Annotated in this window: 23 protein-coding genes; 6 read left to right on the plus strand and 17 right to left on the minus strand. The window is 54.2% G+C overall.

The window, feature by feature from the left end; translation table 11 throughout:
• The first annotated feature begins 70 nt into the window (after window positions 1–70).
• Window positions 71–832, plus strand: coding sequence for a tRNA threonylcarbamoyladenosine dehydratase (locus ACFSOY_RS17105; protein WP_386048694.1), 762 nt, complete (start codon window positions 71–73; stop codon window positions 830–832).
• Window positions 833–869: 37 nt separating this feature from the next.
• Here the strand turns inward: ACFSOY_RS17105 and ACFSOY_RS17110 are convergent, their stop codons facing one another.
• Both ACFSOY_RS17110 and ACFSOY_RS17115 read right to left on the minus strand, forming a co-directional pair.
• A complete protein-coding gene (locus ACFSOY_RS17110; RefSeq protein WP_386048695.1) occupies window positions 870–1,163 on the minus strand; it encodes a hypothetical protein in 294 nt (97 codons plus the stop codon).
• Window positions 1,164–1,310: 147 nt separating this feature from the next.
• On the minus strand, window positions 1,311–2,180 hold the full coding sequence (locus tag ACFSOY_RS17115) for a tyrosine-type recombinase/integrase (protein WP_386048697.1): 870 nt from the start codon (window positions 2,178–2,180) through the stop codon (window positions 1,311–1,313).
• Window positions 2,181–2,400: 220 nt separating this feature from the next.
• Here ACFSOY_RS17115 and queD point away from each other — a divergent pair, with 220 nt between their 5' ends.
• From queD to queC, 3 genes are read left to right on the plus strand one after another with little or no spacing between them, the layout of a single operon-like run.
• Complete coding sequence (queD, locus tag ACFSOY_RS17120; RefSeq protein ID WP_386048698.1) at window positions 2,401–2,820, plus strand: 6-carboxytetrahydropterin synthase QueD; 420 nt, start codon at window positions 2,401–2,403, stop codon at window positions 2,818–2,820.
• On the plus strand, window positions 2,807–3,463 hold the full coding sequence (locus ACFSOY_RS17125; protein WP_386048700.1) for a radical SAM protein: 657 nt from the start codon (window positions 2,807–2,809) through the stop codon (window positions 3,461–3,463). The genes queD and ACFSOY_RS17125 overlap by 14 nt, the downstream gene beginning before the upstream one ends.
• Window positions 3,464–3,467: 4 nt before the next feature.
• Window positions 3,468–4,166 (plus strand): 7-cyano-7-deazaguanine synthase QueC, encoded by a 699-nt coding sequence (gene queC / locus ACFSOY_RS17130; RefSeq protein ID WP_386048702.1) that lies wholly within the window; start codon window positions 3,468–3,470, stop codon window positions 4,164–4,166.
• Window positions 4,167–4,294: 128 nt separating this feature from the next.
• Here the strand turns inward: queC and ACFSOY_RS17135 are convergent, their stop codons facing one another.
• From ACFSOY_RS17135 to ACFSOY_RS17200, 14 genes are all read right to left on the minus strand, one after another.
• Complete coding sequence (locus tag ACFSOY_RS17135; protein ID WP_386048704.1) at window positions 4,295–5,557, minus strand: MFS transporter; 1,263 nt, start codon at window positions 5,555–5,557, stop codon at window positions 4,295–4,297.
• A 74-nt stretch (window positions 5,558–5,631) separates the two neighbouring features.
• Window positions 5,632–6,993 carry a coproporphyrinogen-III oxidase family protein gene (locus ACFSOY_RS17140; RefSeq protein ID WP_386048706.1) on the minus strand — a complete coding sequence of 454 codons (1,362 nt, stop codon included), beginning with the start codon at window positions 6,991–6,993 and terminating at the stop codon, window positions 5,632–5,634.
• Between the two features lie 429 nt (window positions 6,994–7,422).
• Window positions 7,423–7,557: a hypothetical protein gene (locus tag ACFSOY_RS17145; protein ID WP_386048708.1), complete on the minus strand. Its 135-nt coding sequence runs from the start codon at window positions 7,555–7,557 to the stop codon at window positions 7,423–7,425.
• 706 nt (window positions 7,558–8,263) lie between these two features.
• The gene (locus ACFSOY_RS17150) at window positions 8,264–9,526 is read right to left on the minus strand and encodes an MFS transporter (protein ID WP_386048710.1); all 1,263 of its coding nucleotides are present in this window, start codon (window positions 9,524–9,526) and stop codon (window positions 8,264–8,266) included.
• Between the two features lie 86 nt (window positions 9,527–9,612).
• Window positions 9,613–10,977 carry a coproporphyrinogen-III oxidase family protein gene (locus tag ACFSOY_RS17155; RefSeq protein WP_386048712.1) on the minus strand — a complete coding sequence of 455 codons (1,365 nt, stop codon included), beginning with the start codon at window positions 10,975–10,977 and terminating at the stop codon, window positions 9,613–9,615.
• Window positions 10,978–11,623: 646 nt separating this feature from the next.
• Window positions 11,624–12,913 (minus strand): EF-P 5-aminopentanol modification-associated protein YfmH, encoded by a 1,290-nt coding sequence (gene yfmH / locus ACFSOY_RS17160; RefSeq protein ID WP_386048713.1) that lies wholly within the window; start codon window positions 12,911–12,913, stop codon window positions 11,624–11,626.
• Window positions 12,906–14,189 (minus strand): EF-P 5-aminopentanol modification-associated protein YfmF, encoded by a 1,284-nt coding sequence (yfmF, locus tag ACFSOY_RS17165; RefSeq protein WP_386048715.1) that lies wholly within the window; start codon window positions 14,187–14,189, stop codon window positions 12,906–12,908. The genes yfmH and yfmF overlap by 8 nt, the downstream gene beginning before the upstream one ends.
• A gap of 175 nt (window positions 14,190–14,364) precedes the next feature.
• Window positions 14,365–14,598 carry a hypothetical protein gene (locus ACFSOY_RS17170; RefSeq protein ID WP_386048717.1) on the minus strand — a complete coding sequence of 78 codons (234 nt, stop codon included), beginning with the start codon at window positions 14,596–14,598 and terminating at the stop codon, window positions 14,365–14,367.
• A gap of 248 nt (window positions 14,599–14,846) precedes the next feature.
• Window positions 14,847–15,143 (minus strand): hypothetical protein, encoded by a 297-nt coding sequence (locus ACFSOY_RS17175; RefSeq protein ID WP_386048719.1) that lies wholly within the window; start codon window positions 15,141–15,143, stop codon window positions 14,847–14,849.
• 87 nt (window positions 15,144–15,230) lie between these two features.
• Entirely contained in the window at window positions 15,231–16,472 is a 1,242-nt protein-coding gene (locus ACFSOY_RS17180) for an MFS transporter (RefSeq protein ID WP_386048721.1), read from the minus strand.
• A gap of 250 nt (window positions 16,473–16,722) precedes the next feature.
• The gene (locus tag ACFSOY_RS17185) at window positions 16,723–16,968 is read right to left on the minus strand and encodes a hypothetical protein (RefSeq protein ID WP_386048723.1); all 246 of its coding nucleotides are present in this window, start codon (window positions 16,966–16,968) and stop codon (window positions 16,723–16,725) included.
• Window positions 16,969–17,024: 56 nt separating this feature from the next.
• On the minus strand, window positions 17,025–18,197 hold the full coding sequence (locus ACFSOY_RS17190; RefSeq protein ID WP_386048725.1) for an NAD(P)/FAD-dependent oxidoreductase: 1,173 nt from the start codon (window positions 18,195–18,197) through the stop codon (window positions 17,025–17,027).
• 294 nt (window positions 18,198–18,491) lie between these two features.
• Window positions 18,492–19,091 (minus strand): CYTH domain-containing protein, encoded by a 600-nt coding sequence (locus tag ACFSOY_RS17195; protein WP_386048727.1) that lies wholly within the window; start codon window positions 19,089–19,091, stop codon window positions 18,492–18,494.
• A 96-nt stretch (window positions 19,092–19,187) separates the two neighbouring features.
• Window positions 19,188–19,823, minus strand: coding sequence for a CAP domain-containing protein (locus ACFSOY_RS17200; RefSeq protein WP_386048729.1), 636 nt, complete (start codon window positions 19,821–19,823; stop codon window positions 19,188–19,190).
• Window positions 19,824–19,937: 114 nt separating this feature from the next.
• On the opposite strand from ACFSOY_RS17200, the gene ACFSOY_RS17205 reads away from it, so the two are divergent.
• Entirely contained in the window at window positions 19,938–20,831 is an 894-nt protein-coding gene (locus ACFSOY_RS17205) for a LysR family transcriptional regulator (protein WP_386048730.1), read from the plus strand.
• A 42-nt stretch (window positions 20,832–20,873) separates the two neighbouring features.
• Window positions 20,874–21,038, plus strand: coding sequence for a twin-arginine translocase TatA/TatE family subunit (gene tatA, locus ACFSOY_RS17210; RefSeq protein WP_386048732.1), 165 nt, complete (start codon window positions 20,874–20,876; stop codon window positions 21,036–21,038).
• Between the two features lie 90 nt (window positions 21,039–21,128).
• On the opposite strand, the gene ACFSOY_RS17215 is transcribed toward tatA, so the two are convergent.
• Window positions 21,129–21,968, minus strand: coding sequence for a hypothetical protein (locus tag ACFSOY_RS17215; RefSeq protein WP_386048734.1), 840 nt, complete (start codon window positions 21,966–21,968; stop codon window positions 21,129–21,131).
• Window positions 21,969–22,004: the final 36 nt, after the last annotated feature.

A 22,004-nucleotide genomic window follows, 5' to 3' on the forward strand; every position in this document is an offset into this window, starting at 1 on the left:
CGAGCGGAATTATGTTATTATTTCGGGGGATTCTAAGTGGATAATTCAACCTAAAGGAGTTTCTGTGATCATGCTAACACGGCATTCTCGAACTGAACTTGTCATCGGCCCTGAGGGCGTTGAAAAATTGCAAGGCAGCACCGTCGTCGTACTCGGCATGGGCGGTGTCGGCTCGTTCACCGTCGAGGCGTTGGCTCGCGCGGGCGTCGGCAAGCTGATCCTCGTCGACAAGGACGAGGTGGATGTGACCAACATCAACCGCCAGATTCCAGCGTTGACCTCGACGATCGGTCAGGATAAAGTCGATGTGATGATGAAGCGGGTGCACGAGATCTCGCCCGACATCGAAGTGGTGCCGCTGCGCATGTTTTATTTGGAAGAGACGAAAGAAGAGATCTTCCACTACAACCCCGACTTTGTCGTCGATGCGATCGACACGATCTCCGCCAAGATCTTGCTGATCGTCGAGTGCACGAAGCGCGGCATTCCGATCGTCTCCTCGATGGGAGCTGCCAACAAGGTGGACCCGACGCAATTTCGCGTCATGGACATCTCCAAGACGAAAGTGGACCCGATCGCCAAGATCATCCGCCGCAAGCTGAAAGACTACGGGATCTACAAAGGCGTGAAAGTCGTCTGCTCGCTCGAACAACCTGCTGCGCCGCGCGTCGATGTCACCGAAGCGATCGTGCCACAGCACGTCAAAGAGGGCGAAGCGCCGCGCAAAGCGAAAAACCCGCCGGCGTCGATCTCCTTCGTCCCATCTGTTGCCGGTCTCATCCTCGCCTCTGTCGTCGTTCGCGATCTGTGCGGCATCCACTATAAGATGTAAAAAAAGGGGAACTGCTCGCTGAGCAGTTCCCTTTTTATCACGATTCCACCGCAAGCTCTCCCACCGCGCGACGATTTTTCACCGAGGTGTACATCGTCCAAGCGGCGAGCGCAAAGAAGATCACATCCTGCCAGAAGTGAAGATCGGTCTTGTAAAACAGATAGGAGGTGCAGTCTGCGATCGCAAAGGACAGAAAGAGCAGACCGCCCCAAAAGTAGACGGCGACTCGCGCATCGTCCTTGCGCTTGTAAAACATGAATTTTACCAATACCATGATTGCAAAAAAGATGTAGGCACAATACATCACCCACCGAAACACTTCCAAAGACATGTCGAATCACACCTCTCCTCGTCTTTGTCTGAGCTCTCGTCTCTCTACTTCTGTTAGACGTGAGCTACCGAAAAAAAGTTACATTGAGAGTGTGCGTTTCTGTCTCACATCCACCTGGGGGTGATCGCCAGTGGACGCTCCCAACTATTAGAGATCCAATGCGCTGATAAACTTTTGATATTCATTGGCGCGCACGCCGCCAGACGGCACGAGCACCTCAAGCGAGTTGGTGCTGGTAAGCCCCAGCATCTGCGCCACATGCCCGATGTCGATCCCCTGCTCGATCATGTGCAGAGCGAGCGAGCGGCGCAGGGATTGCAAGGCGACATGCCCTTCGATCTTCGCCTCTTTCACCGTCTCCGCAAACATCACCTGCAGCTTCGCCATGCGGACCGGCCCCTTCTCATCGACAAAAACGTTAGGCAGTTTGTCCTTGCGGGAGCGAATGTATTTTTTCATCAGGTCTTTCAGCTTGCGGGAGAAAAAGACTAAGCGATCTCGCTCACCCGCTCTGTTTTTGACCACCAGATACAGATCATCCCAGTTGATATCATCCTGCTCAAGTCTGCGCAGTTCGTCTGGACGAAGCCCCGTCTCGTACATCGTCGTAAAGATCGTTCGGCGTCTGACATCAGAACATGCGATGATCAGGCGTTTCATCTCGTCGATCGTAAGCGGTCGCGGCAACGAGAGAATGTAGGACCTGCTCTCGGAGATCGTCTCCTCCATATCGCCCGAGTCCCCACGCGCTTCGAGGAACTTGTAGAAAGATTTGATCGCCTTGAACTTGCGATGAATCAGCTTCTCCGACTTTCCCCCCTGCCGAAGTTCGCCGCCAAACTCATTGACGTCCTCCTCGTTTAGCGCTTGGAACGCTCTGTCCCGCCGCGCTAGAAAATCGGCAAACTGACCAAGATCGAGCAATACCCCTTGCACCGTTCCTGGCGATTTCTTCTTCTCTTCCAGGTAATTTCCGAACGCCTGGATCTGTGCGTCGTGTTCAGCAGTACCTGCCATTTGTTCCCCTCCACTTTCATTCTTACCGTATGTTATTGTGAACCAAATCGGCCGGAGAATGCAACCCACTCGTCGCACTGTAAAGTATAAGAGGGAAAGAATCGGGTCAGAACCACAAGTTTCAGGCATACTACAGTCAGTCCGATTTTCCAGTGACGAACTTCGCCACTTTTTGCTATAGTGGTTGTTGAATCTATTTTTTTGGAGAGGACGAGCCCTGATGACGAGAACGCCCTACCACAACCGAGAAGTGTCGGTCACCAAAATCTTTACGTTCGACTCGGCACACCGCTTGGACGACTATGTTGGCAAATGCGCAAACCTGCATGGCCATACCTATAAATTGGAAGTCACCATCAAAGGCCGCACCGACCTGCGCGGCATCGTCGTCGACTTTGGCGACATCAAACAGATCGTAAATGAACAGATCATCTCCAAATACGATCATCGCTTCCTGAATGATCTGATGGACTTTCACACGACGGCCGAAAACATGGTCTTTCATTTTTTCCAGCTGATCGACACCTATTTGGGCCAGATCGCCGACAGCTCTCCCTGCCGACTGATGCGCGTGCGGCTGTGGGAAACGCCGACCTGCTATGCGGAGCTTACGCGGGAGGATTACGATGCGGCTGAATGAACTGTTTCTTTCGATTCAAGGTGAGACATCGTCGGCCGGCTTGCCGACGATCTTCGTTCGCTTCACCGGCTGCAACCTGCGCTGCACCTATTGCGATACGACCTACTCCTATTACGAAGGGGATGCGATCACGCCGGAGGACGTGATGGAACGCATTCGCTCCCTCGCCTGCAAGCGCGTCTGCCTGACCGGGGGGGAGCCGCTGATTCAGCCCCGCGCTGAAATGCAAGCGCTGCTCGACCTGCTGGCAACCGAAGGGTATGAAGTGTCGATCGAGACGGACGGCTCGATCGACATCTCCAAATTCAACCTGCATCCGCGCCAACGCTTTATCGTCGACATGAAAGTTCCCTCCTCGGGGATGAGCGACAAGATGCACCTGCCGAACCTGCAACATCTGGTGCCTGAGCGCGACGAGGTGAAGTTTGTCGTCGGAGATCGCGCCGACTATGAATGGTGCACCGCCCTGATCGATCAACATGGCCTCGATCCGCAAAAGGGATATCAATTGCTGTTCTCCCCCGTGTTTGGCGAGATCGAGCCGGTCGAGTTGGTCAACTGGGTGCTCGAAGACCGGTTGGATGCGCGCTTCCAACTGCAACTGCACAAGATCGTCTGGGACAAAGACAAGCGAGGAGTGTGAGCACATGAGCAAAAAAGCGGTCATCATCCTCTCCGGCGGGCTTGACTCCACCACCTGCATGGCGGTGGCGCAAGCGGACGGATATGAGCTGTACCCGCTCTCCTTCCACTACGGGCAAAAGGCGGCGATCGAGCTCGAATCGGCCAAACGGGCGAGCGCTTTTTACGGCGTGCAAGATCGCCATTTTATCGCCGACCTGAAAGGGTTGATTCGCGGTTCCGCGCTGACCGATGCGGACAAGGAGATCCCCACCGGACGCAGCGGGGACGAGCAGGACATCCCCGTCACCTACGTTCCGGCGCGCAACATCATCTTTCTCTCGATCGCCTTATCCTACGCGGAGACGATCGGTGCGGACGCGATGTACATCGGCGTCAACGCACTCGACTATTCGGGCTATCCGGACTGCCGCGCCGACTTTATCGCCGCCTTCCAAGAAGTGATCAACAAAGGCACCGCCGCCGGTGTATCAGGTGCAGGGATCGCGATCAAAACTCCGCTGCAGTTCCTTTCCAAAGCGGAGATCGTCAAGCTCGGCACCGAGCTTGGCGCCCCGCTTCACCTGAGCCACTCCTGCTACTTTGGCACCGACCCATCCTGCGGCGTCTGCGAATCCTGTGCGCTGCGCATCCGCGGGTTTCAAGAGGCGGGCGTGAAAGATCCGATTCCCTACGCTGTCGAGATCGACTGGAAGTTGGCTTGACGCCTGTGGAGTCAGCCCAGCCAAAACAACCCCCAAACGCCACGTTCGCGTGGCGTTTGGGGGTTTTCGCTTCTGCGGAGCGCAGAGCAGATCACAGGTGCCTTGTGCGCTGTTCGAGGTGATCTCCCTCAGGCTGTGCCCGCTTCCTCGGTGAGCGATTTCTGATACAGCTTGCCTTTTAGCCACAGGAACAGCACCGCCGCCGAGATCACGCAGATCGCGCCGAGCATAAAGCCGCCATAGTTGCTCGGGATGTATCCGCCGATCACAGAGAAGAGCGGAAGCGAGATCCCATAGGCGAGGCGGGACATGGAAAGCCAGGTGGCGACCACTCGCCCGCGCAGCTCCGGCTTGGAGTAGGTCATCAGCGACGTTTCGGTGATCACGTTCACCTTCGATTGGAAGATGTTCGCCAGCAGCATGACGGCGAAAAACAGATAGACGTTGTGGATCACGAACATCACGCCCAGCCCGATGCCGTACAGCATGTTCGAGGGGAAATAGATTTTGAAATAGGCGCTGTCGTCAAACTTGTTCTTCTTAAAGTATTGCTTGAGCAGGAACGCACCGATCACATATGCGGCCGCCGTCACCGAATAGCCGAGTCCGACCCCGATGTCGCCCGCCTGCAGTTCGTTGAGCGCATAGAGCGGGAACAGGATGTAGATAAACCCGAGGCAGAAGTCGCGCCAGAACTGGAGCCAAAACACGCTGACCAGCTGCGGACACTTTTTGACAAAGTCGATCCCTTCGCGCACCTGCTTGAGATAGGGCAAGCGCGGCCCTCCTTTTTTCGCAAGCGGGGTGTACTTGATCATGGCGATAAACACGGCTGAGACCAGATAGGAGAATGCGTCAAAGTACAAGACGTTGATCGCCCCTGCCCACACGGTCAAGAAGCCGCCCAGCGCGCTCGCCACCACCATCGTCGTCGACGTGAGCAACGCCATCGAGGTGGTGGCTTGAATGATGTTTTGCTCTTTCAAAATCTCTGGGATCATCGACGCTCGCGCCGGCGCGAAGGCGGCGGAGAGAAAGCTGCCCAACACGATAAACAGATAGATCAGCCAGACGTTCGCCGCCAGACATCCCCAGATGATGCCGATCGTCGAGCCCGCCCGCAGGATGTCGATCCAGAACATCATATACTTCTTGTTCCAACGGTCGACCAGCGGCCCCATGATGATCCCGCCGAACAGCACGGGCAGGACGCTGGCGATAAACAGGCCGCCGACCGATGCCGCTTTCGGCACCAGCGCGTAGATCGCCGAGATCAGGGCGACCGTCTTAAACCAGTCGCCAAACTGCGAGACCATCTGTCCGAAATATAGCATCGTAAAATTTCGGTTTTTAAACGGAGAAGGCAACTTCTCCTGCGTTGCGGTCGACATGTTCAACCCTCCCTTTTGGCTGTAGGCACGCAAGGCCAGCATGAAGCGTGCGAGCGCTTCATGCTGGCAGTTGCCTATTGGATGACCGCGAGTTCTGTGTTTTCGTAAAACTCCCGATCCTCTTGCAGCGTCTCCACATAGCTGTCGTAGATCTTCTTTTGATCGTCTGGCAGCAGTTCGATCATCACATGCATGTACCAGATCTTCCCGAGCTCGGTCAGGTGCAACATTCCCTCTTTCTGCTCGACCAAGCCCATCGTCTCCAACTTCTCAAGCTTCTCCCAATACTCGGATGGGAGGTCGTGTTGGCGCAGATATTCCATGCTGACCTTCATATGCTTCGGGAAGTAGATGAGGCCCTTTTCTTTCGCCTGATATTCATTCGCTCGCATGACGGGCAGCGTTCCGTTCTCGACGGCACGAATGTATTCGTCCGTCTTCGCGCTGTTCATGTGCGACAGGCCGCTGAGGTAGGAGGCGGCCGCCTGCCCGCAACCGATATACTCGTCCTCGTAGCGGCCGTAGATCGTGCCGCCGAACCTGAACTCTTTGTATTTCGCATCTTGACGAGCAAACGTGTAGATATGCGTCTGCTCATACCCGTGATTGAGCAGGTACGAGTTAACAAACTGATGTTGCAACACTTTGTCGTCCGCTTTTGGCGGTTCGGGGACTTTCCCCGCTTTGATCATGTTCAAAAAGCCCTTTGAGGTGACCAGATATTCGAGCGGATAGACATCGACGGTGGTGGTGGCCAGCTGGCGCACTTGCTCCAGATCTTCATGCAGCTGTTCCATCGTCTGCCCCGGCAGTTGATAGAGCAGGTCCATGTTGTACGCCTTGAAATATTTGTCGGCCAGATCGCGAGTTCGCTTGATCTCATCGATCGTGGCGGTCAGGTTGAACACTTTGCGGTAGTAGGGATTGAATGTCTGCACGCCGAACGAAATCCGGTTGACACCGTTAGCCGCCATCGCTTTCAGTTTGTCTTCCGTAGCGCTCTTCGCCTCGACTTCAAAACTGAACTCCACATCGTCGGTCAGCGTAAAATTCTCTTGGATCGTCGTGCAGAGATCTTCGATCATCTGCGGCGAGAGCACAGACGGCGTGCCACCTCCGACATAGATCGCATCCAGCTTAAACTGGGAGATGTAGGGCGTTGCCGCGATGACTTTCAACTCTTTGAGCAGCGCATCGACGTACGGCTGCAGCTTATCCTGATAGTTGGTCGAACGGATGAAGGGACAGAACGTGCAGATCGTGTCACAGAACGGAATGTGAACATACAGCGACTTCGTTCCTGGCAACGGCGTGCGCGTCGAGTTTAAAAATTGGCTAACGGTCTCCACCGGATTGGGACCTGCCGAAATAAACGGGTAAAGATAATTCCACATGTTCGGCAGTTTTTTGTAGGGCAATGCGTTGTGCTGCGACATCTTGGTAAGTACCCCCTTTTCATGGTCAGTGCTGACAGGGGCGCTTCCCCCTGTCAGCATTATGTGAAGAGCCTTGCAACCGCTATGTGAAGCAGCGAAGATCTGATCGCAAGCTTCGGAACAGACTGCTCACCAGAGAACGCTGTGACCCAGATGATGGATCGCTCCTCCGCTCGCTCCGCCCTCCCGAACGCTTCAGCCGCACAGGGATCGCTCAAGTTCGATCACGATCGATTGGCGAGTTCCCAGCACCCGATCAGAACTTACAGACTGCCGCAAAATGACCTCAGTTGATGACCAGCCATTCCCGCATAGCCAACACCTCCACGGAGCAACAAAGCTGTTCCCTGCAGCTTCAACTCGCACCGAACGCCATTTCCGGCGAGCCGGGCTACTCGAACGGAGCGTCGAAAAGCACGACATCGGCGACTACAGTTCTACCACCGAAATCCACTCACGCATGCCCGACACCTCCCTTTTTTCAAATGCATGCTGTGCAAAGATGCGATCGTCGCTGACCATCATCTCCGCATCGAAGGCGACCATCGGCGCGAAAAGACTCACGGTGGGGACTACGCTTTTACAATCGGAATCCATTCCCGCATGCCCGACACCCTCTTTCCTACTGCTTCAAGCGATGGTGCAGAGGGCAGTCGCTGATGGCGATCTCCCCAGACTGGCGACTTACTACAGTTCCACTACCGGCAGCCATTCCCGCATGATCGACACCTCCTCTCCAGCGACAGCGACTGCTGAATGCTGGTGCGATCACGAGCCATTCATGCCTGTCGCCCCTTTTACCTGACCGTCCCCGATCGGTTGCAGATGATCTTTACGCTGCTACGATGATCCACTCACGCATGCCTGTCACCCCCTTTCCAGTCAGGCAAGAAACGGTGTCGATCAATAGGTGCCATCCGGATCTCCGATCACGGAAAGCCATTGACTCCTACCTGTTCTCTCGCTCTGGTCGACTAAAAACTGCGATCGATTATGCAACAACACCGCCACTTGTATCGCCAAAAACCGGGAGCCATTCACGCATGCTCGTCACCCCCTTTCCAGTCAGGTACGATGCGCTGCCGTTTACTTCGGATCGTCTACAACCGAGATCCACTCACGCATGTTCAACACCTCCCTTTTTTCCTCTCGTTATATCTGTATTTAAGGGTGAGTGAAATTATCACACAGAGGTTCAATCACATCCTAAAAATTCTTTCTTACCGAGATGTAAATTTTTCCTATCCACGAGGCAAAAGAAAAACCCGGACTACGCTTCCAGTCCGGGTTTTGTTGCAGTTGGATGTTGCTTAAGCTTCGCCCTCAGCCAGATGAACAGGATCAGCGCGGAGAGCGCACAGATAAAGGTCAGCAGATAACCGCCGAGATGAGTCGGAATGTATCCGCCGATCGCCGAGAAGAGCGGAAGCGAGATCGCATAGGCCAGTCGAGACGACGAGAGCCAAGAGGCGACGACTCGCCCTCTGTTTTCCGCCTTCGAGTAGGTCATCAGCGAAGTCTCGATGATGATGTTGACACCTGAGGCGAAGATGTAGGCGACTACTAACACGAAGAGGAACCAAAACCAGCTCGTCATCGAGAACATCACGCCGAGTCCGATGCCATACAGCAGATGGAAAGGGAAGAAGATCTTGAAGAAAGATTCGTCGCTGAACGACTTCTTCCGAAAATACCATTTGATCAGCCAAGCTCCGAGCAGATAGGCGATCGCTGTCACCGAGTAGCCGACACCCATGCCCGTATTTCCGGCCTGAACCACTTCCAGCACAAAGATCGAAAACAGGATGTACACGAAGCCGAGCACAAAATCTCGGGCAAAGGTGATCCAGAACACGGAGAGCAGTTGCGGCGACCCTTTGACATAATCGAGCCCCTCTTTGATCTGTTTAAAATAGGGCACATGCGCTTTCGCCACTCGCACCCGCGGTCGATAGCTCATCAGGCTGATGAAGAGCGCGGAGACCAGATAGGAGATCGCGTCAAACCAGAGGATCGGCAGCGCCCCGATCTGATCGGCAGCAAAACCGCCTAAAGCGCTTGCCGTCACCATCGTGATCGAAGTGAGGATCGCAAACGAAGAGGTGGCGCGGACCGTATCCTGGCTGTCGATCACCTCCGGAATGATCGCCGTGCGAGCCGGCTGAAAAGCGGATGAGAAGAGGCTGGCGATCGCCGAACAGATATAGATGATCCAAAGTGACTTTTGTTCCACGCCATAGATGACGAGCATCAAGGTGAAAAATCGCAGAATGTCGACGGTGATCATGATGTGCTTTTTGTTCCACCGATCGATCAGCGGTCCGACGAGGATCGAGCCGAACAGCATCGGCAACGTGCTGGCGATAAACATGCCGCCAACAGCCGCTTCGGACGGATGCAGCTCATAGAGGATGACGAGCATGATCACCGTTCGAAACCAATCACCAAATTGAGAGACCAGTTGTCCGAGATAGAGCATCGTAAAATTGCGGTTGCGAAACAGGCTGGGTCTTCGCTCTGCAGCGGGTACCATGAAGCGAGCTCCTTTCGTAGTTATGAATCGGGCAACGAAATACCAGCATGCAGTCAAAAATTCTGCATGCTGGTCTGCACAACCGCTTACGTGAACATGATCAACTCCTCATCAAACGTGAAGTCGGCTCTCTCGTTTAGCGTCGACGCGATTCGCTCGTGCAGGTTGCGCGTTCGATCTGGCAACATTTCAACCATCATGTTCATATACCAGGGCTGGCCTTCGCGGGTCAGCCTGATCTGGTTCCCCTCTCGCACGATCAGCCCTTTTTCCTCAAACTGATCGAGCAATTCATAGTAGTGAGCATCGAGCTCAAGGCGATCGATATCCTCGATGTCGATCACCATCCGTTTCGGGAAGTAGATCAGGCCTTTCTCACGCGCATGATATTCGTTGGCCACATCGACAGACAGACCGTTCGTCTCCACCGCGCGAATGTACTGCTCGACCGTATCAAAATTCCGATAGGCCATCCCCGCCTGATACGAGAAGGCGGACAGGCCGGCGCCGATGCATTCGTCCTCATAATGACCGTACAGCGTCTCTCCGAAGACGAAGCGTCGATGTTCCGCATCTTGGCGAATGAACGTGTAGATAAACTCCTGCTTGTAACCATGCTCGACCAGAAAGTGGGTGACCGCCTCCTGCTGCTCCACCTTTTCGTGCGCGTTGGGCGGCTTGGGAATCCGATCCTTTTTGATCTGCTGCAAAAACCCTTTCGAAGTGATCGTGTAGTCGAGCGGATACGCGTCGATGCTCGTCGTGTTCAGCTCCACCGCATGCTGCAGATCCTCGTGAATCTCATCGACCGTCTGACCGGGCAACTGGTAGAGCAGATCCATGTTAAATCCTTTGAAGTATTTGCCCGCCAGCTCGCGAGTGCGCTTGATCTCGTCATGCGAAGCGGTCAGATTGAACAGCTTGCGGAATTTCGGATTGAAAGTCTGAACGCCAAAGGAGATGCGGTTTACGCCGTTTTCGGCCATCGCCCTTAACTTGTCTTCCGTTGCGCTCTTCGCCTCTACCTCAAACGTCCATTCAAAGCCTGGCTTCAGCTTGAAATGGCGGTGAATCGTCTCGCCGATCTGGTGAATCTGATCGGGGGAGAGGACAGAGGGAGTCCCCCCGCCAACGAAGATCGCGTCGAGCGCCACGCCTTGAATCCGCGGCGTGCTGGCGATCGCCTTCAACTCTTTGATCAGCGCGTCCACATACGGCTGCAGTTTATCCTGATAGTTGGTCGAGCGAACGAACGGGCAAAACGTGCAGATCGTGTCACAAAATGGGACGTGCATGTAGAGCGTTTTCTTCCCTCGCTCAGGAGCTGGTTGCTGTAAAAACTTTCGCACATCGTTCACCGAAAGCTCGGTGCGCTGCAAGTAAGGATAGAGATAAATCCACATCTTCGGGAGGCTGACAAACGGCAATTCCTTCTTGTCCAACTGAGTCATCAAAAATCCTCCTTCACCTTCACGCTTCTCAATCTCTTGTATGCGAACTCGAAGAGTCTAACAGAAAGGAGAAAGGCTGGGAGGGAGCGACTCCTCCCAGCCTGAGAAAACATTGAACTATTCCAGGATGATCCAGTTGCGCGACATGTCTTTCACCTCCTTCGATATTCGATGTTCTTCTATTACAATGTCATTATATATTGAACTTATAAAATAGATCAATAGTGTTTTTTCAATTTTCTAATTTATATAAAAGCAATCAATTTGAGCTCCAGCGAACGATCTGCCACATAAGCCACCGCTGAGCAGAGGAACCGTCTGGAACGGATGAACTTGCACCCCATTGCGCTTCTTCCTGTCCAGCTAAACAACGCCAAAAGGTCATTTTGATTGAAAAAAGGCTGAAAAGAACAAGTTCTTTTCAGCCTTGGTAGCGATTAGGACTCAACGATCGTGATCCAGAATCTCTCCATTCTGTCCACCCCCTTCATTCATTTGTAACTCTGTGTTTACAATAATATCACCACCAAAACTAGCAATCAATACTTTTCTTATTATTCAAATAATTGATAGAATAAAAGAATCGCCTTTTGAACAAAAAAAAGCCAGCGCGCAGAGTCGATCTGCGTGCTGGCTTTTCCGATGCTTACATCTCTTTCGGCAAAACGAGTGACACTGTGCGCATCTCCGGAACCAGATGCTCGCGCAACCGTTGGTTGACCTGTTCGAGCGTCAATCCTTCCATCACGCCGATGATGTCAAAAAAGTCTGCATCGCGGAAGAAGTAGGAGGAGAAGGAGCGGGCGATGCCTTTCGCCGAGTCGAGTGTTGCGACCATCTGACCGATCATCTTGTTGCGAGCTCGCTCAAAGTCGGCTGCGGATATCCCATTTTGGGTCGCATCTGCGAACGCCGCTTCAACCAGTTGCAAGACGCGATCCGGATCTTTCGTGTTCCCGCCGAAAATCGAGTGGGCGAAGCGAGGCGTTCCCTCGTACGACCAGCCAAAGCGCTTGTCGACCAGACCTTCTTCGTACATGCGATTAAAGAGCGCCGAACTTCTCCCGATCAGCGCTTCCAAACCGATCGAAGTCGCGTACTCGTTGATGATCATCTCTTTACCGACAGGGCGGCTCATATCCTTATAGCCGAATTGGAGCTTGGGCATCGACACCTGCATCCGTTCGATATGGTGCTCACGGCGCACCTCGCGCGGCTCTTCGACCATGATGCGCTCAATCTCCGGCTGACGCTGAAAATCTTTCGCTGCCTGGTTGTTTTTGATCAGCTCGTGGGTGTGCAACGGGTCGACATCGCCAACGACGACGATCGACATGTTGCTCGGATGGTAGAACGTGTTGTAACACTTGTACAGCGTCTCCTTGGTCACCTCTTGGATCGTCTCCGCCGTGCCGGCGATGTCGATCGCGATCGGGTGCACTTGGTAGAGCCCTTCGATGAAGTTAAAGTAGACGCGCCAGTCCGGGTTGTCATCATACATGCGGATCTCCTGTTCGATGATCCCTTTCTCCTTCTCCACGCTCTCATCGGTAAAATAGGGCGCTTGCACAAAGTCGAGCAGGACGGTCAAGTTCTGATCGATATTGTCGGTGCTTTGAAACAGATAGGCGGTGGTGTCAAACGAGGTGAAGGCGTTCGTCATCGCACCATAGCGACCAAACGTATTGAACACGTCCTCGCCGTTTTCCTGTTCGAACATCTTGTGTTCCAGAAAGTGTGCGATACCATCTGGGACGATCGTCGCTTCGCTTTCACCTGGCACGACAAACTCGCGGTCGATCGAACCGTATTTGGTGGCGAACAGCGCGTAGGTCTGCTTAAAGCCCGCTCGTGGAATCACGAATACATCCAGCCCGTTTTCAAGCTGATCGTAGAACGCCGACAGTTTTAATTGCTCATTGCGAATCTCACGCATCGTGATTTCCCTCCTCATTGCGCAGCGTATAGATCGTGTCAAACTGCATGCCTTGCGCCACCCGGATCACATCTTCGATCGTCACGCGTTGGAACTTCTCGATCATCTCTTCGCGGGAGCGGATGCGACCTGCGATCAGCCCGTTCAGGTGGAAGTCGGCGATCGAAGTCGGCGTGTCCATCGCCGTCTTGTACGCGTTGACCAAGCCTGCGATCGTAAACTCCATCTCCTCTTGGCTGATCTCGCCTTTCTTGATCGCTTCAAACTGCTCTTTGATGATCGCGAGCGCCTGCTCGATCTTGTCGATCTCGACACCTGCAAAGATGGTGATGACCCCCTTGTGCCCATCCAAGCGAGACATGCAGTAGTATGCGAGCGAATGCTTCTCGCGGACGTTGACGAACAGCTTCGAATGGGGGAACACACCGAACAGGCCGTTTAACACCTGCATCGCCGCATAGTCTTCCGATTCCCACGCCACGTTTGCCCAGATCCCGACGTTCAGCTTCCCTTGCGCCACATCGAAGCGATCGACCACCTCTTTGATCTCGCTCGTCTCATGAACGATCTTGACCGGAGCGAAATCAACCTGTGGCTCACGCTCCATATCGAATACGCTGAAGATCGGGGCGAACACTTCCTCTGGCTGCACATCGCCGATCACATAGATATGGATCGGAGCGGTGCGCAGCACATCTTGATACAGCTGATAGAGCGACTGGGGCGTGACATCATCCAGCTTTTCCGCATAGCCGAGGCGCGGGATCGCATATGGTTCTCCCTTGGTCATCTCCTCGGTGCATCGGTCGCCCGCGTAATTGATCTTGTCATCGACCGCCGCAGCGATGCGCTTCTTTTGTTGCTCGACCTCTGCCTGCACGTACTCGGCCAAGAAGCCGTCCGCCTCGGTGCGCGGTCTGAGCATCACATCGGACAGGATGCCGAGCGCCTTCTGAAACAGACCTTCTCCTTGCTTGAGGAATTTCTCATTCGGCACGTTCATCGAGAAATCCACCACCAGGCGCTCTCCTTTTTTATCGATCGAAGCGAACAGCGAGGCGCCATACAGCCCGTCGAGCGCCAACTGCAATTTTTCTGGCGTCGGGTATTGCTCCGAGCCTCTGTTTAAAAGGTAGGGAAGCAAAGCTAACGGCGTCACCGTCTCTTCGCATAGCTCTTGCGTAAACGTCGCGACGATCGTGTTCATGCGAAACTTGTCTGTCGGCAAGACATGAACATGAATCCCGCGTTCCTCACGGGTTTGAAATTGGTCCATGTACGATTCATCCTTTCGAATTCCCAATCGGGATATGATTACTCACCGTTTCCGAGCTATCTGGCATACTATATTTGCCCGCATGACTATATAGTACCCAGAAAAGTTATCCAATGCAAAAATCCCCTGCAACGCTCTCAAAGGGTGCAAGGGAAGTTATGTAAGCGGCTGCGCGTCAGGAGCGCTTGACGAGGTTGCGCGCCGCCGCCTGTGCCACATCGAAGTCTACTTTTGAGATTATGGTTGACTCTTTGATCCAGTTTTGTACTTCCCGACTCATCGTGGGGGTCACGTATTTGGGGGCCCCGAAGTTGTCAATCAGTTCCTTTTTTGTCATGCCGTGATGTCTGATACAATGGTTGTTCGTCAAGATCTCCATCAACTCGCCACAAGCAGGACACTGAAACATAGACACAACCTCCTTGTTCGAGCACCGTGAACGCGCTACGACCGGCACTCTTCGTCAGGGTTCGGTCACACGATGACCGTATCAACAGGGTCAGTCAGTTGTCAGAAAAGAGTATCTATTTATTTATACCTACCAGTCTACACCGCTTGACCGTCTTTCTCATGGGACTAAAGTCTTATTTTACTGTAATTTTTATGTAAAAAGCACCTTTCCCAACTTCGGAAAGGTGCCAATCGCTTGTAAAACGGTTAGAGTTTTCCTTTGATGCTCATCAGATACTTCCAGATGACGCCGATCCCAGTCAGGTAGTACAGCGCAGACAAGATCCAGCCGCCTGTCGGGTCGAGGTCTGTCAGGTTGAGATTGGCGAGGAGCAGCAAGGGGAAGACGCTGGTGAGCATCCCGCCTAAGAAGTTGGACAGTTGATCAAGTGTAAAAGAATTGCTCTTCAAATTCGTGTACACGCTGACCAGCAGGTCGAGCGTCATCAGCCCGAGCACCGCCCACATCGTATACATCATCCAACCGGTCAGAACGAAAGACATTTGATTCACCCCTTTGCTAAGGTCGTTTCATCCTTGTAGTAACACAATATGAAACATGCAGTAGCAGGGGGATGGGCAAGCGCGGATTTACAGATCTTTTGGGAACGGCTTGCTGAGCACCATCAGGATCGTGACCACCAAGATCAAGATCGAGATGGCGATCATCAACTGCCCGATCATGAAAAAACCGAGGACGAGCCCGAAGATCACGTTGGAGAGCGGTTGGCCGGCCATCAGCCCTGTCGTCAGCAGACCGAAGACGCGACCGAGCTTCTCGCGCGGCACCGCCTGTTGAACCAGCGTGCTGAACGTGATGTTGGTGCAGATGTTGGTCGCTCCCACGACGAAGAGCATCAAGGCGCCCAACCAGACGGCGGTGCTCAAGCTGAGCCCAAGCATGCCGATCCCGGTGCCGAACAGCCCGAAGAAGAAGATCGCGCTCTTCGAGAACTTTTTCGACAGCAGGCCGACCAGCAGCGAACCGATCAGCATGCCCGCTCCGACCGCCGCTTCCAGATAGCCGAGCTCTTGCGCTCCACCGCGATAGACATCTGTGATCAGCTTGGTCAAAAAGAGGCTCAGCGGCGCGAACAGGAAGTTCAAGAGCAGTGCCATCGGAATCACAGCGCGCAGGATGCGGATCTCTTTGATCACGCGAACCCCTTCGCCAAACTCCTTGGCGAACTGCTTGCGGTCCAATTTTTCGGCCGGCTTCTTCTCTTCATGGAAGCGGATGAAAAGCAGGAAGACGAAGGAGAGAAAGAAGCTCGCCGCATCCAGCATGAACACGATGTACGGTCCGAACAGCCCGATCAGCACACCAGCCAAGACAGGTCCGCCCAGCATGCAGATCGTCTGCACCGTCTGCGAATAGGAGTTGGCAGTCATCAGCTGCTCCCCTTTTACGATTCCGGTCAAAAGCACCTGTTTGGAAGGTGTGAAAAAGATGGTGGCGCTGGAGATCAGCAAGGTCAAGACGATCAGCAGCGCAGGTGACAGCTGCTCGGTGAACGCCAGTCCGGCCAGCACCGCGACCAGACCGCCGGAAATCAGATCGCTCATCCGCATCGTGCGCAGCGAATTCCAGCGATCGACCAACACGCCTGAGATCGAGCCGAAGACGATCTTTGGCAGCAGCTGGGCGACTGCGACCATCGCCAGCCAAAATGGATTGCCCTCTGTCAGCAGGTTCATCATCCAGATCAACGTTAAGCTGTTCATAAAATCGCCAACGTTTGAGACGAGCTGCGCACAGATCAAAGCGACAAAGTTGCGCTCCCGAAGCAGCGACTTAGGAGCTGTGGGTACAGGTGTGGTTTCCGGTTGCATCAGCAAAACTCCTAACCGACATGATCACATCGTTATTGTGAGGTAGGAGCTTCGAACGAAGCTCCTTTCGAACCCCCATATTGACAAAATACACGAACAAAAATCAAATCGTCAATAAGGAGACATTAAAATATTTGTACTTCAACATGGTGATAATCGTTGATCGCTCAAATCAACACCACAATCGCTGGAATCGCAAAAACCCTGCTTCAGCGTGGTCGCCAAAGCAGGGTTCTGTCATTCGCATCGATCAGACGCGTTTAAACTTGTCGAGGATGATCGCCCGCTCCTCTTCCGTACATTCAAAATTGGCCGGAGCAAAGCGGTGCTCCGCCCAGCGCTGCATCTCTTGGCGAGAGGCGAAATCATAGGTCAGCTCCCCTTCGATCGAAGAGATTTCAGACACCACATAGCGGCGCCCGTGCTGGTGGATGTTCATCTGGTTCCAATTATCGATCTTATATACATTTTGCTTCTTTCCGCCGTTTTGGGCCATGCGGACACACTCCTTCGGAAAAGAAAGCCCTTCCCGAAGGAAGAGCTTGTTCGGTTTTATTTCGACTTGAGCAATGCGCCAATCTTCGCCAAGTAGCGATATTTGGAAGCATCTTTGACGCGATACGCCAACCAGCCGGTCGCTTTCATCTTCTTGCCGAGCGAGCCGATCGCATTCTTGCGACCCAAGGAAGCGACTGCGCCGAGCAATACTGGAGCGAACGCCTCTTTCTTCACGTGCTTCATCGAAGCGTAGATGTTGACCGCTGCGTTTTCGCCCATCTGCGTCGAGATCTGCGCAGTCGGTGGATAAGGGCGACCGTTCGGCGACAAGACGAAGCAGGAGTCGCCGATGATCCACACATCTTCCTCACCGAGCGCACGCATGTACTCATCCACTTTCGCACGGCCGCGCGGTTCGGTCTCAAAGCCAGACTCAGCTACGATCGGAATGCCGCGCACGCCGCCCGTCCAGATCATCGTGTCCGTCGGGATGGTGTCGCCAGTCTTCAGATGCACGATGCCCGGCTCGACCTGAACGACAGGAGTGCCGATGATAAATTTCACGCCGCGACCTTCAAGGCTCTGTTTCGCATGCGCGACCAGTCCTTCATCAAAGCCGGGCAGAATCATCGGAGCTGCTTCCACGTTGAGCAGCTTGACCTTCTCCTTCGGCACGTTGTACTTCTGTGCCAGCTGCGGCAACATGTCTGCCAGCTCGCCGACCAGCTCGATGCCGGTAAAGCCTGCACCGCCGACCACAAAGGTCAGCTTGCTGTCTTTCTTGTCCTGATTGTATGTTTGGAAGCACTGCTCGATGTGTTCGCGAATACGGTTGGCCTGATTGACCGATTTCAAGGTGTAGCTGTACTCTTTCAAGCCTGGGATCCCGAAATACTCGGTCTCCGAACCAAGCGCGATGACGAGATAGTCATAGGACAGCTTGCCGCTTTCAAGCGTTACTTCTTTCGCCGTCTTATCGATTGAAACGACAACGTCTTTGACAAACTTGATCTTCTTCGCGCCGAGGATCGAGTTGATCGAGATCGTAACGTCTTTCTCTTCTTTCGCACCGACAGCCGGTTCATGCAACTGCGTGACCAGTTGATGGTACTCATGCTTATTGACAAGGATAATCTCAGCTTCTTGTGCGGTTGTCAACTTGTTCAATTCCAGTGCGCAGACGAGACCAGCGTAGCCGGCTCCTAAAATTACGACTTTTTTCGCCATGATTCCCCACCCTAATTGTGTCGAATTTCACATACTTGATTCTCATTCTAGCAAATTTGTGACATTCGTCAATGAGATTTGTTACTTTTTTATGAATTGTATTGTCTGACAATTGCAAAACATTCCGAAGATGTGGTATCATATAGCGGATTTGCGATGAGCGGTCAGCCCTTGTCGAAGGGTGTCGACCTTTGCTAGAATGCTCTATGAAAATTGTCCCCGAACTTCTCGCTTTCCACACTGGAAATTACATGGCGTCCCCAATTGGGGACGCTTTTCTGCGCTCAGAACACCTTATCTGAAAACGAGTTGGATCGCATAGGCGAGCTTGGAGACGGAGCTCTGTTCGACAAGCGCACCGTACTTGCTCCGAAACTCTTCCGCAAGTTCCAACAGGCGATCTTCCTCCCCTTCGATCAGCTCGAATTCCACCTCATGCAGCGGATGCTCTTGGCCGTTTCCGGTGATGGTCACATCGTCAAAACACACTTCGATTTTGACCGTCTTCTCTTCAATCATATACACGTGGCGCTCGGTGTGCATCGCGACAGAAGCCACGATCTCCCCGTAGCTGCAGCCGATCTCCGCGAGCAGGCTTTGCAAGATCGGGCTGTGCTCTGGCAGCGCCAGCAGCGTGCCTGGATAGACCTCCTCCACCTCTTGCCGCTTGTGCGACTCCTTCGTGTCCCGCTTGATGTTGACGATCGAGCGCCCCTTGACGACCCGCAGGCGCAAGCCGATGCGGAGGCGATCGAGCTCGCCGCCCTTCGTATTGAAATATTGATTGGACTGCTCTTCCGTATGGTCAAGTTGGTACAGTCGATCAAAATCATCTTTGATCTGCTCCCAAGATGCTCGCTCCATGCGAAACTTTACTTCCGTTTCGATTGCCATCTGTCGGCTCCTCTCGAATTGCGTTGTGTTTTCATAGTAGCACAGCAAAAGCCAACCGGGGAATCACCGGCTGGCTTCCGAATTTGGCGCACCTGTCTACCGTCTGATAAACTGCTGTGTCCAATACACGCTGTACGAACCGCCAAAGGCGACCCCACACCCGATCTCCGTAAATTCTGCCTTGAGGATGTTCGCTCGGTGCCCCGGGCTTTTCATCCACGATGCTACGACCGATTCTGGCGTTTGCTGGCCGGCTGCGATGTTCTCACCTGCGGTGGAGTATTGAATGCCGAAGCTCTTCATCATCGTAAAGGGTGACCCGTAGGTCGGGGAATTGTGCGCAAAATAGTTGCGGCTGCGCATGTCTTCCGATTTGACCCGCGCGCACCGCTGCAGCTCCCAGTTCATCTTCAGCGGGCGCAGGCCGCTCTTGGCGCGCTCCGCGTTGGTCAGCTGCACGACGCGCTCTTGGAACTGCACGACCTTCGGGTCGAGCCGCGGGATGATCAGCTTTTGCCCCGGGTAGATCAAGCTTGGATTTTTCAGCTTGTTCGCGCCGACGATGTCGGAGACGCCGATCTGATACTTGACGGCGATCTTCCAGACGCTGTCCCCCCGCTGTACGGTGTAGGAGACGGCCGCTTCCGCTCCGGCGGTCGACTGAGCGGACGGCATGGCAAAAGTTGAGGCCATCAGCAGTGCAGCTACGGTCGTCTTGATCCACTTTTTCATGCGTTCAACTCCTCCTTCTCCTTAGCTTGCAAGGTTAGTTTGCACGGAGGCGGATTCATTCCCCCTCGAAATCTCTGGTACAATAGGGGCAGAGGACCAAAAGGGGGCCTTTTTGTGATCAACACGCACCTGCAAGTGTTTGCGACCGTCGCGGAGAAGAAGAGCTTTTCGCGGGCAGCAGAAGCGCTCTGTCTGACCCAGCCGGCGATCTCGCAGCAGATTCATACATTGGAAGATTATTATGGAACGAAGCTGTTTGAGCGCACGAGCAAGCGCGTCGATCTGACGGCGGCAGGGGAGGCTCTGCTCCCTTATGCCAAGCAGATCCTCGATCTATCAGCGCTCAGCAAAGGAGCGATCGACGACCTGATCGGGCGCGTGACCGGGACGCTGACGATCGGTGCCACGCTGACGATCGGCGAGTACATCCTGCCCCATGTGCTGGCCGAGTTTACCAGGCGCTTCCCCGACGTTGCGCTCAACCTGTTGATCGCCAACACGGAGGAGATCGGCGAGATGATGCTCAACGCGCAGATCGACGTCGGCGTCGTAGAAGGTCAATTGCGCCACCGCCACCTGACGCTGACCCCCTATCTGGACGATGAGGTGGTATTGCTCGCCTCGCCTGGCCACCCGCTCGCCACCTGCACCGAGATCAGCGCAGCGCGGTTGGCCGAGGAGACGTTCATCCTGCGCGAGGCCGGCTCGGGCACGCGAGCGACATCGGAAGAGTTTTTGCACCAGCTCGGCATCGAGCCGCGCAAGGTGATCACGATCGGCAGCACGCAAGGCATCAAGGAGACGGTGGAGGCGGGCATGGGCCTGTCGATCCTCTCCAAGTGGTGCGTGCGGCGCGAGATCGGCTACGGCGCGCTGACTCGCCTGCACCTCGCAGGCTTTTGCTATCTGCGCCCGCTGTCCGTCTTGGAGCGCATCGGGCGCTTTCAGTCGCGAGCGACCGCCGAATTTGTGTCGATGGTGCGCACTTTCGCATATCCCGCCACCTGATCGCACAGGCTAAAGTGAAATCTGCCTGCGGAGGTGAGCGAGATGTTGAGCAATATTGGCGCACCGGGCTTTCTCTTGATTCTCATCATCGCCTTGATCCTGTTCGGTCCGAAAAAACTCCCAGAGCTTGGGCGAGGCATCGGCAAAGGGTTGCGCGAGTTCCGAGAATCGATGAAGGGCGTCCTCGGCGAGGAAGACGCCAAATGAGGAAGAGCTTCCCCACCCTTGCGTTTCAATTCGCAGCAAGCGTTTCAATTCGCAGCAAAAAGGTCGTGTCGAAATGGACACGACCTTTTCTCATTTCCAGATGTCTTGAATATGATCGGCCAGCGCATGAACGCCTTCGTTGACTTCGCCTTTCTTCGCCTGACCGGAATAGCGTTGGAAGCTCTTCACATGCTCGGTGTTCGCCGTGATGTGCACGACCTCGATGTTCGCGTCGAGCGCGTGCAACTTCTTGGCGATCCGCTCGGGCATCGCCTGCGGGATCTCGCCTTCCACCTTCACCTGCAACCCCTCGACCGCCTTCTGCTCCTGCTTGTCCCCGCTTGCCGTTTTTTTCTGCCCATGCAGCGCCACGAACGCTTTGTTCTTCGCATCGACAAGCACGGTCGCCGAAGCTACCCCCTCCAGCTGCGAGACGGCTGCTGACAGCTCCGGGCTGTAGCGCAGTTGCGGCACGATCTCCGCCTGCCGCCCTTTTTCGGCGGCGATCTTCGCTCCCTGTTGCACCTCTTGGACAGGTCGATTGCGCTGTCCGGCTCGCTGCGCTTTCCGAATATCTGCCTGAATCTTTTCTTTGGTCGCCTTTGGCAAGATGTAGATCAACCCTTGCCCCTTGACGCGCTCCTTTTTTTCCCCTTTGCTTTCAGCACGGCCTGGGTGAATTTTCTGTTCACCCTCTTTTTTCTCCCGGGCGATCATCATGTTTTCGATCGGTTTGCCCGCTTGCTTTCCCCCACCCTTTCCGCTTTCTTTTTCCTTCTCCGCCTCTGCTGCCGCCTTTTTCTTCAGCGAGCCGCCCTTTTCCTGAATCTTTTGCCGCTCGTAAGGAGTTCGCAAGATGCTGCAAGCGGTCGTCGCGCCAGACAGCAGCGCGACCGTAAGCGCCAGTGCAACCCATCTGGTTCTGCTCATCACGACACCTCTTTACCCTCAAGATCAGTTCTCCCG

The organism is Tumebacillus lipolyticus (assembly GCF_042682745.1).
In the GTDB taxonomy this organism is placed as follows: Bacteria; Bacillota; Bacilli; order Tumebacillales; family Tumebacillaceae; genus Tumebacillus_A; species Tumebacillus_A lipolyticus.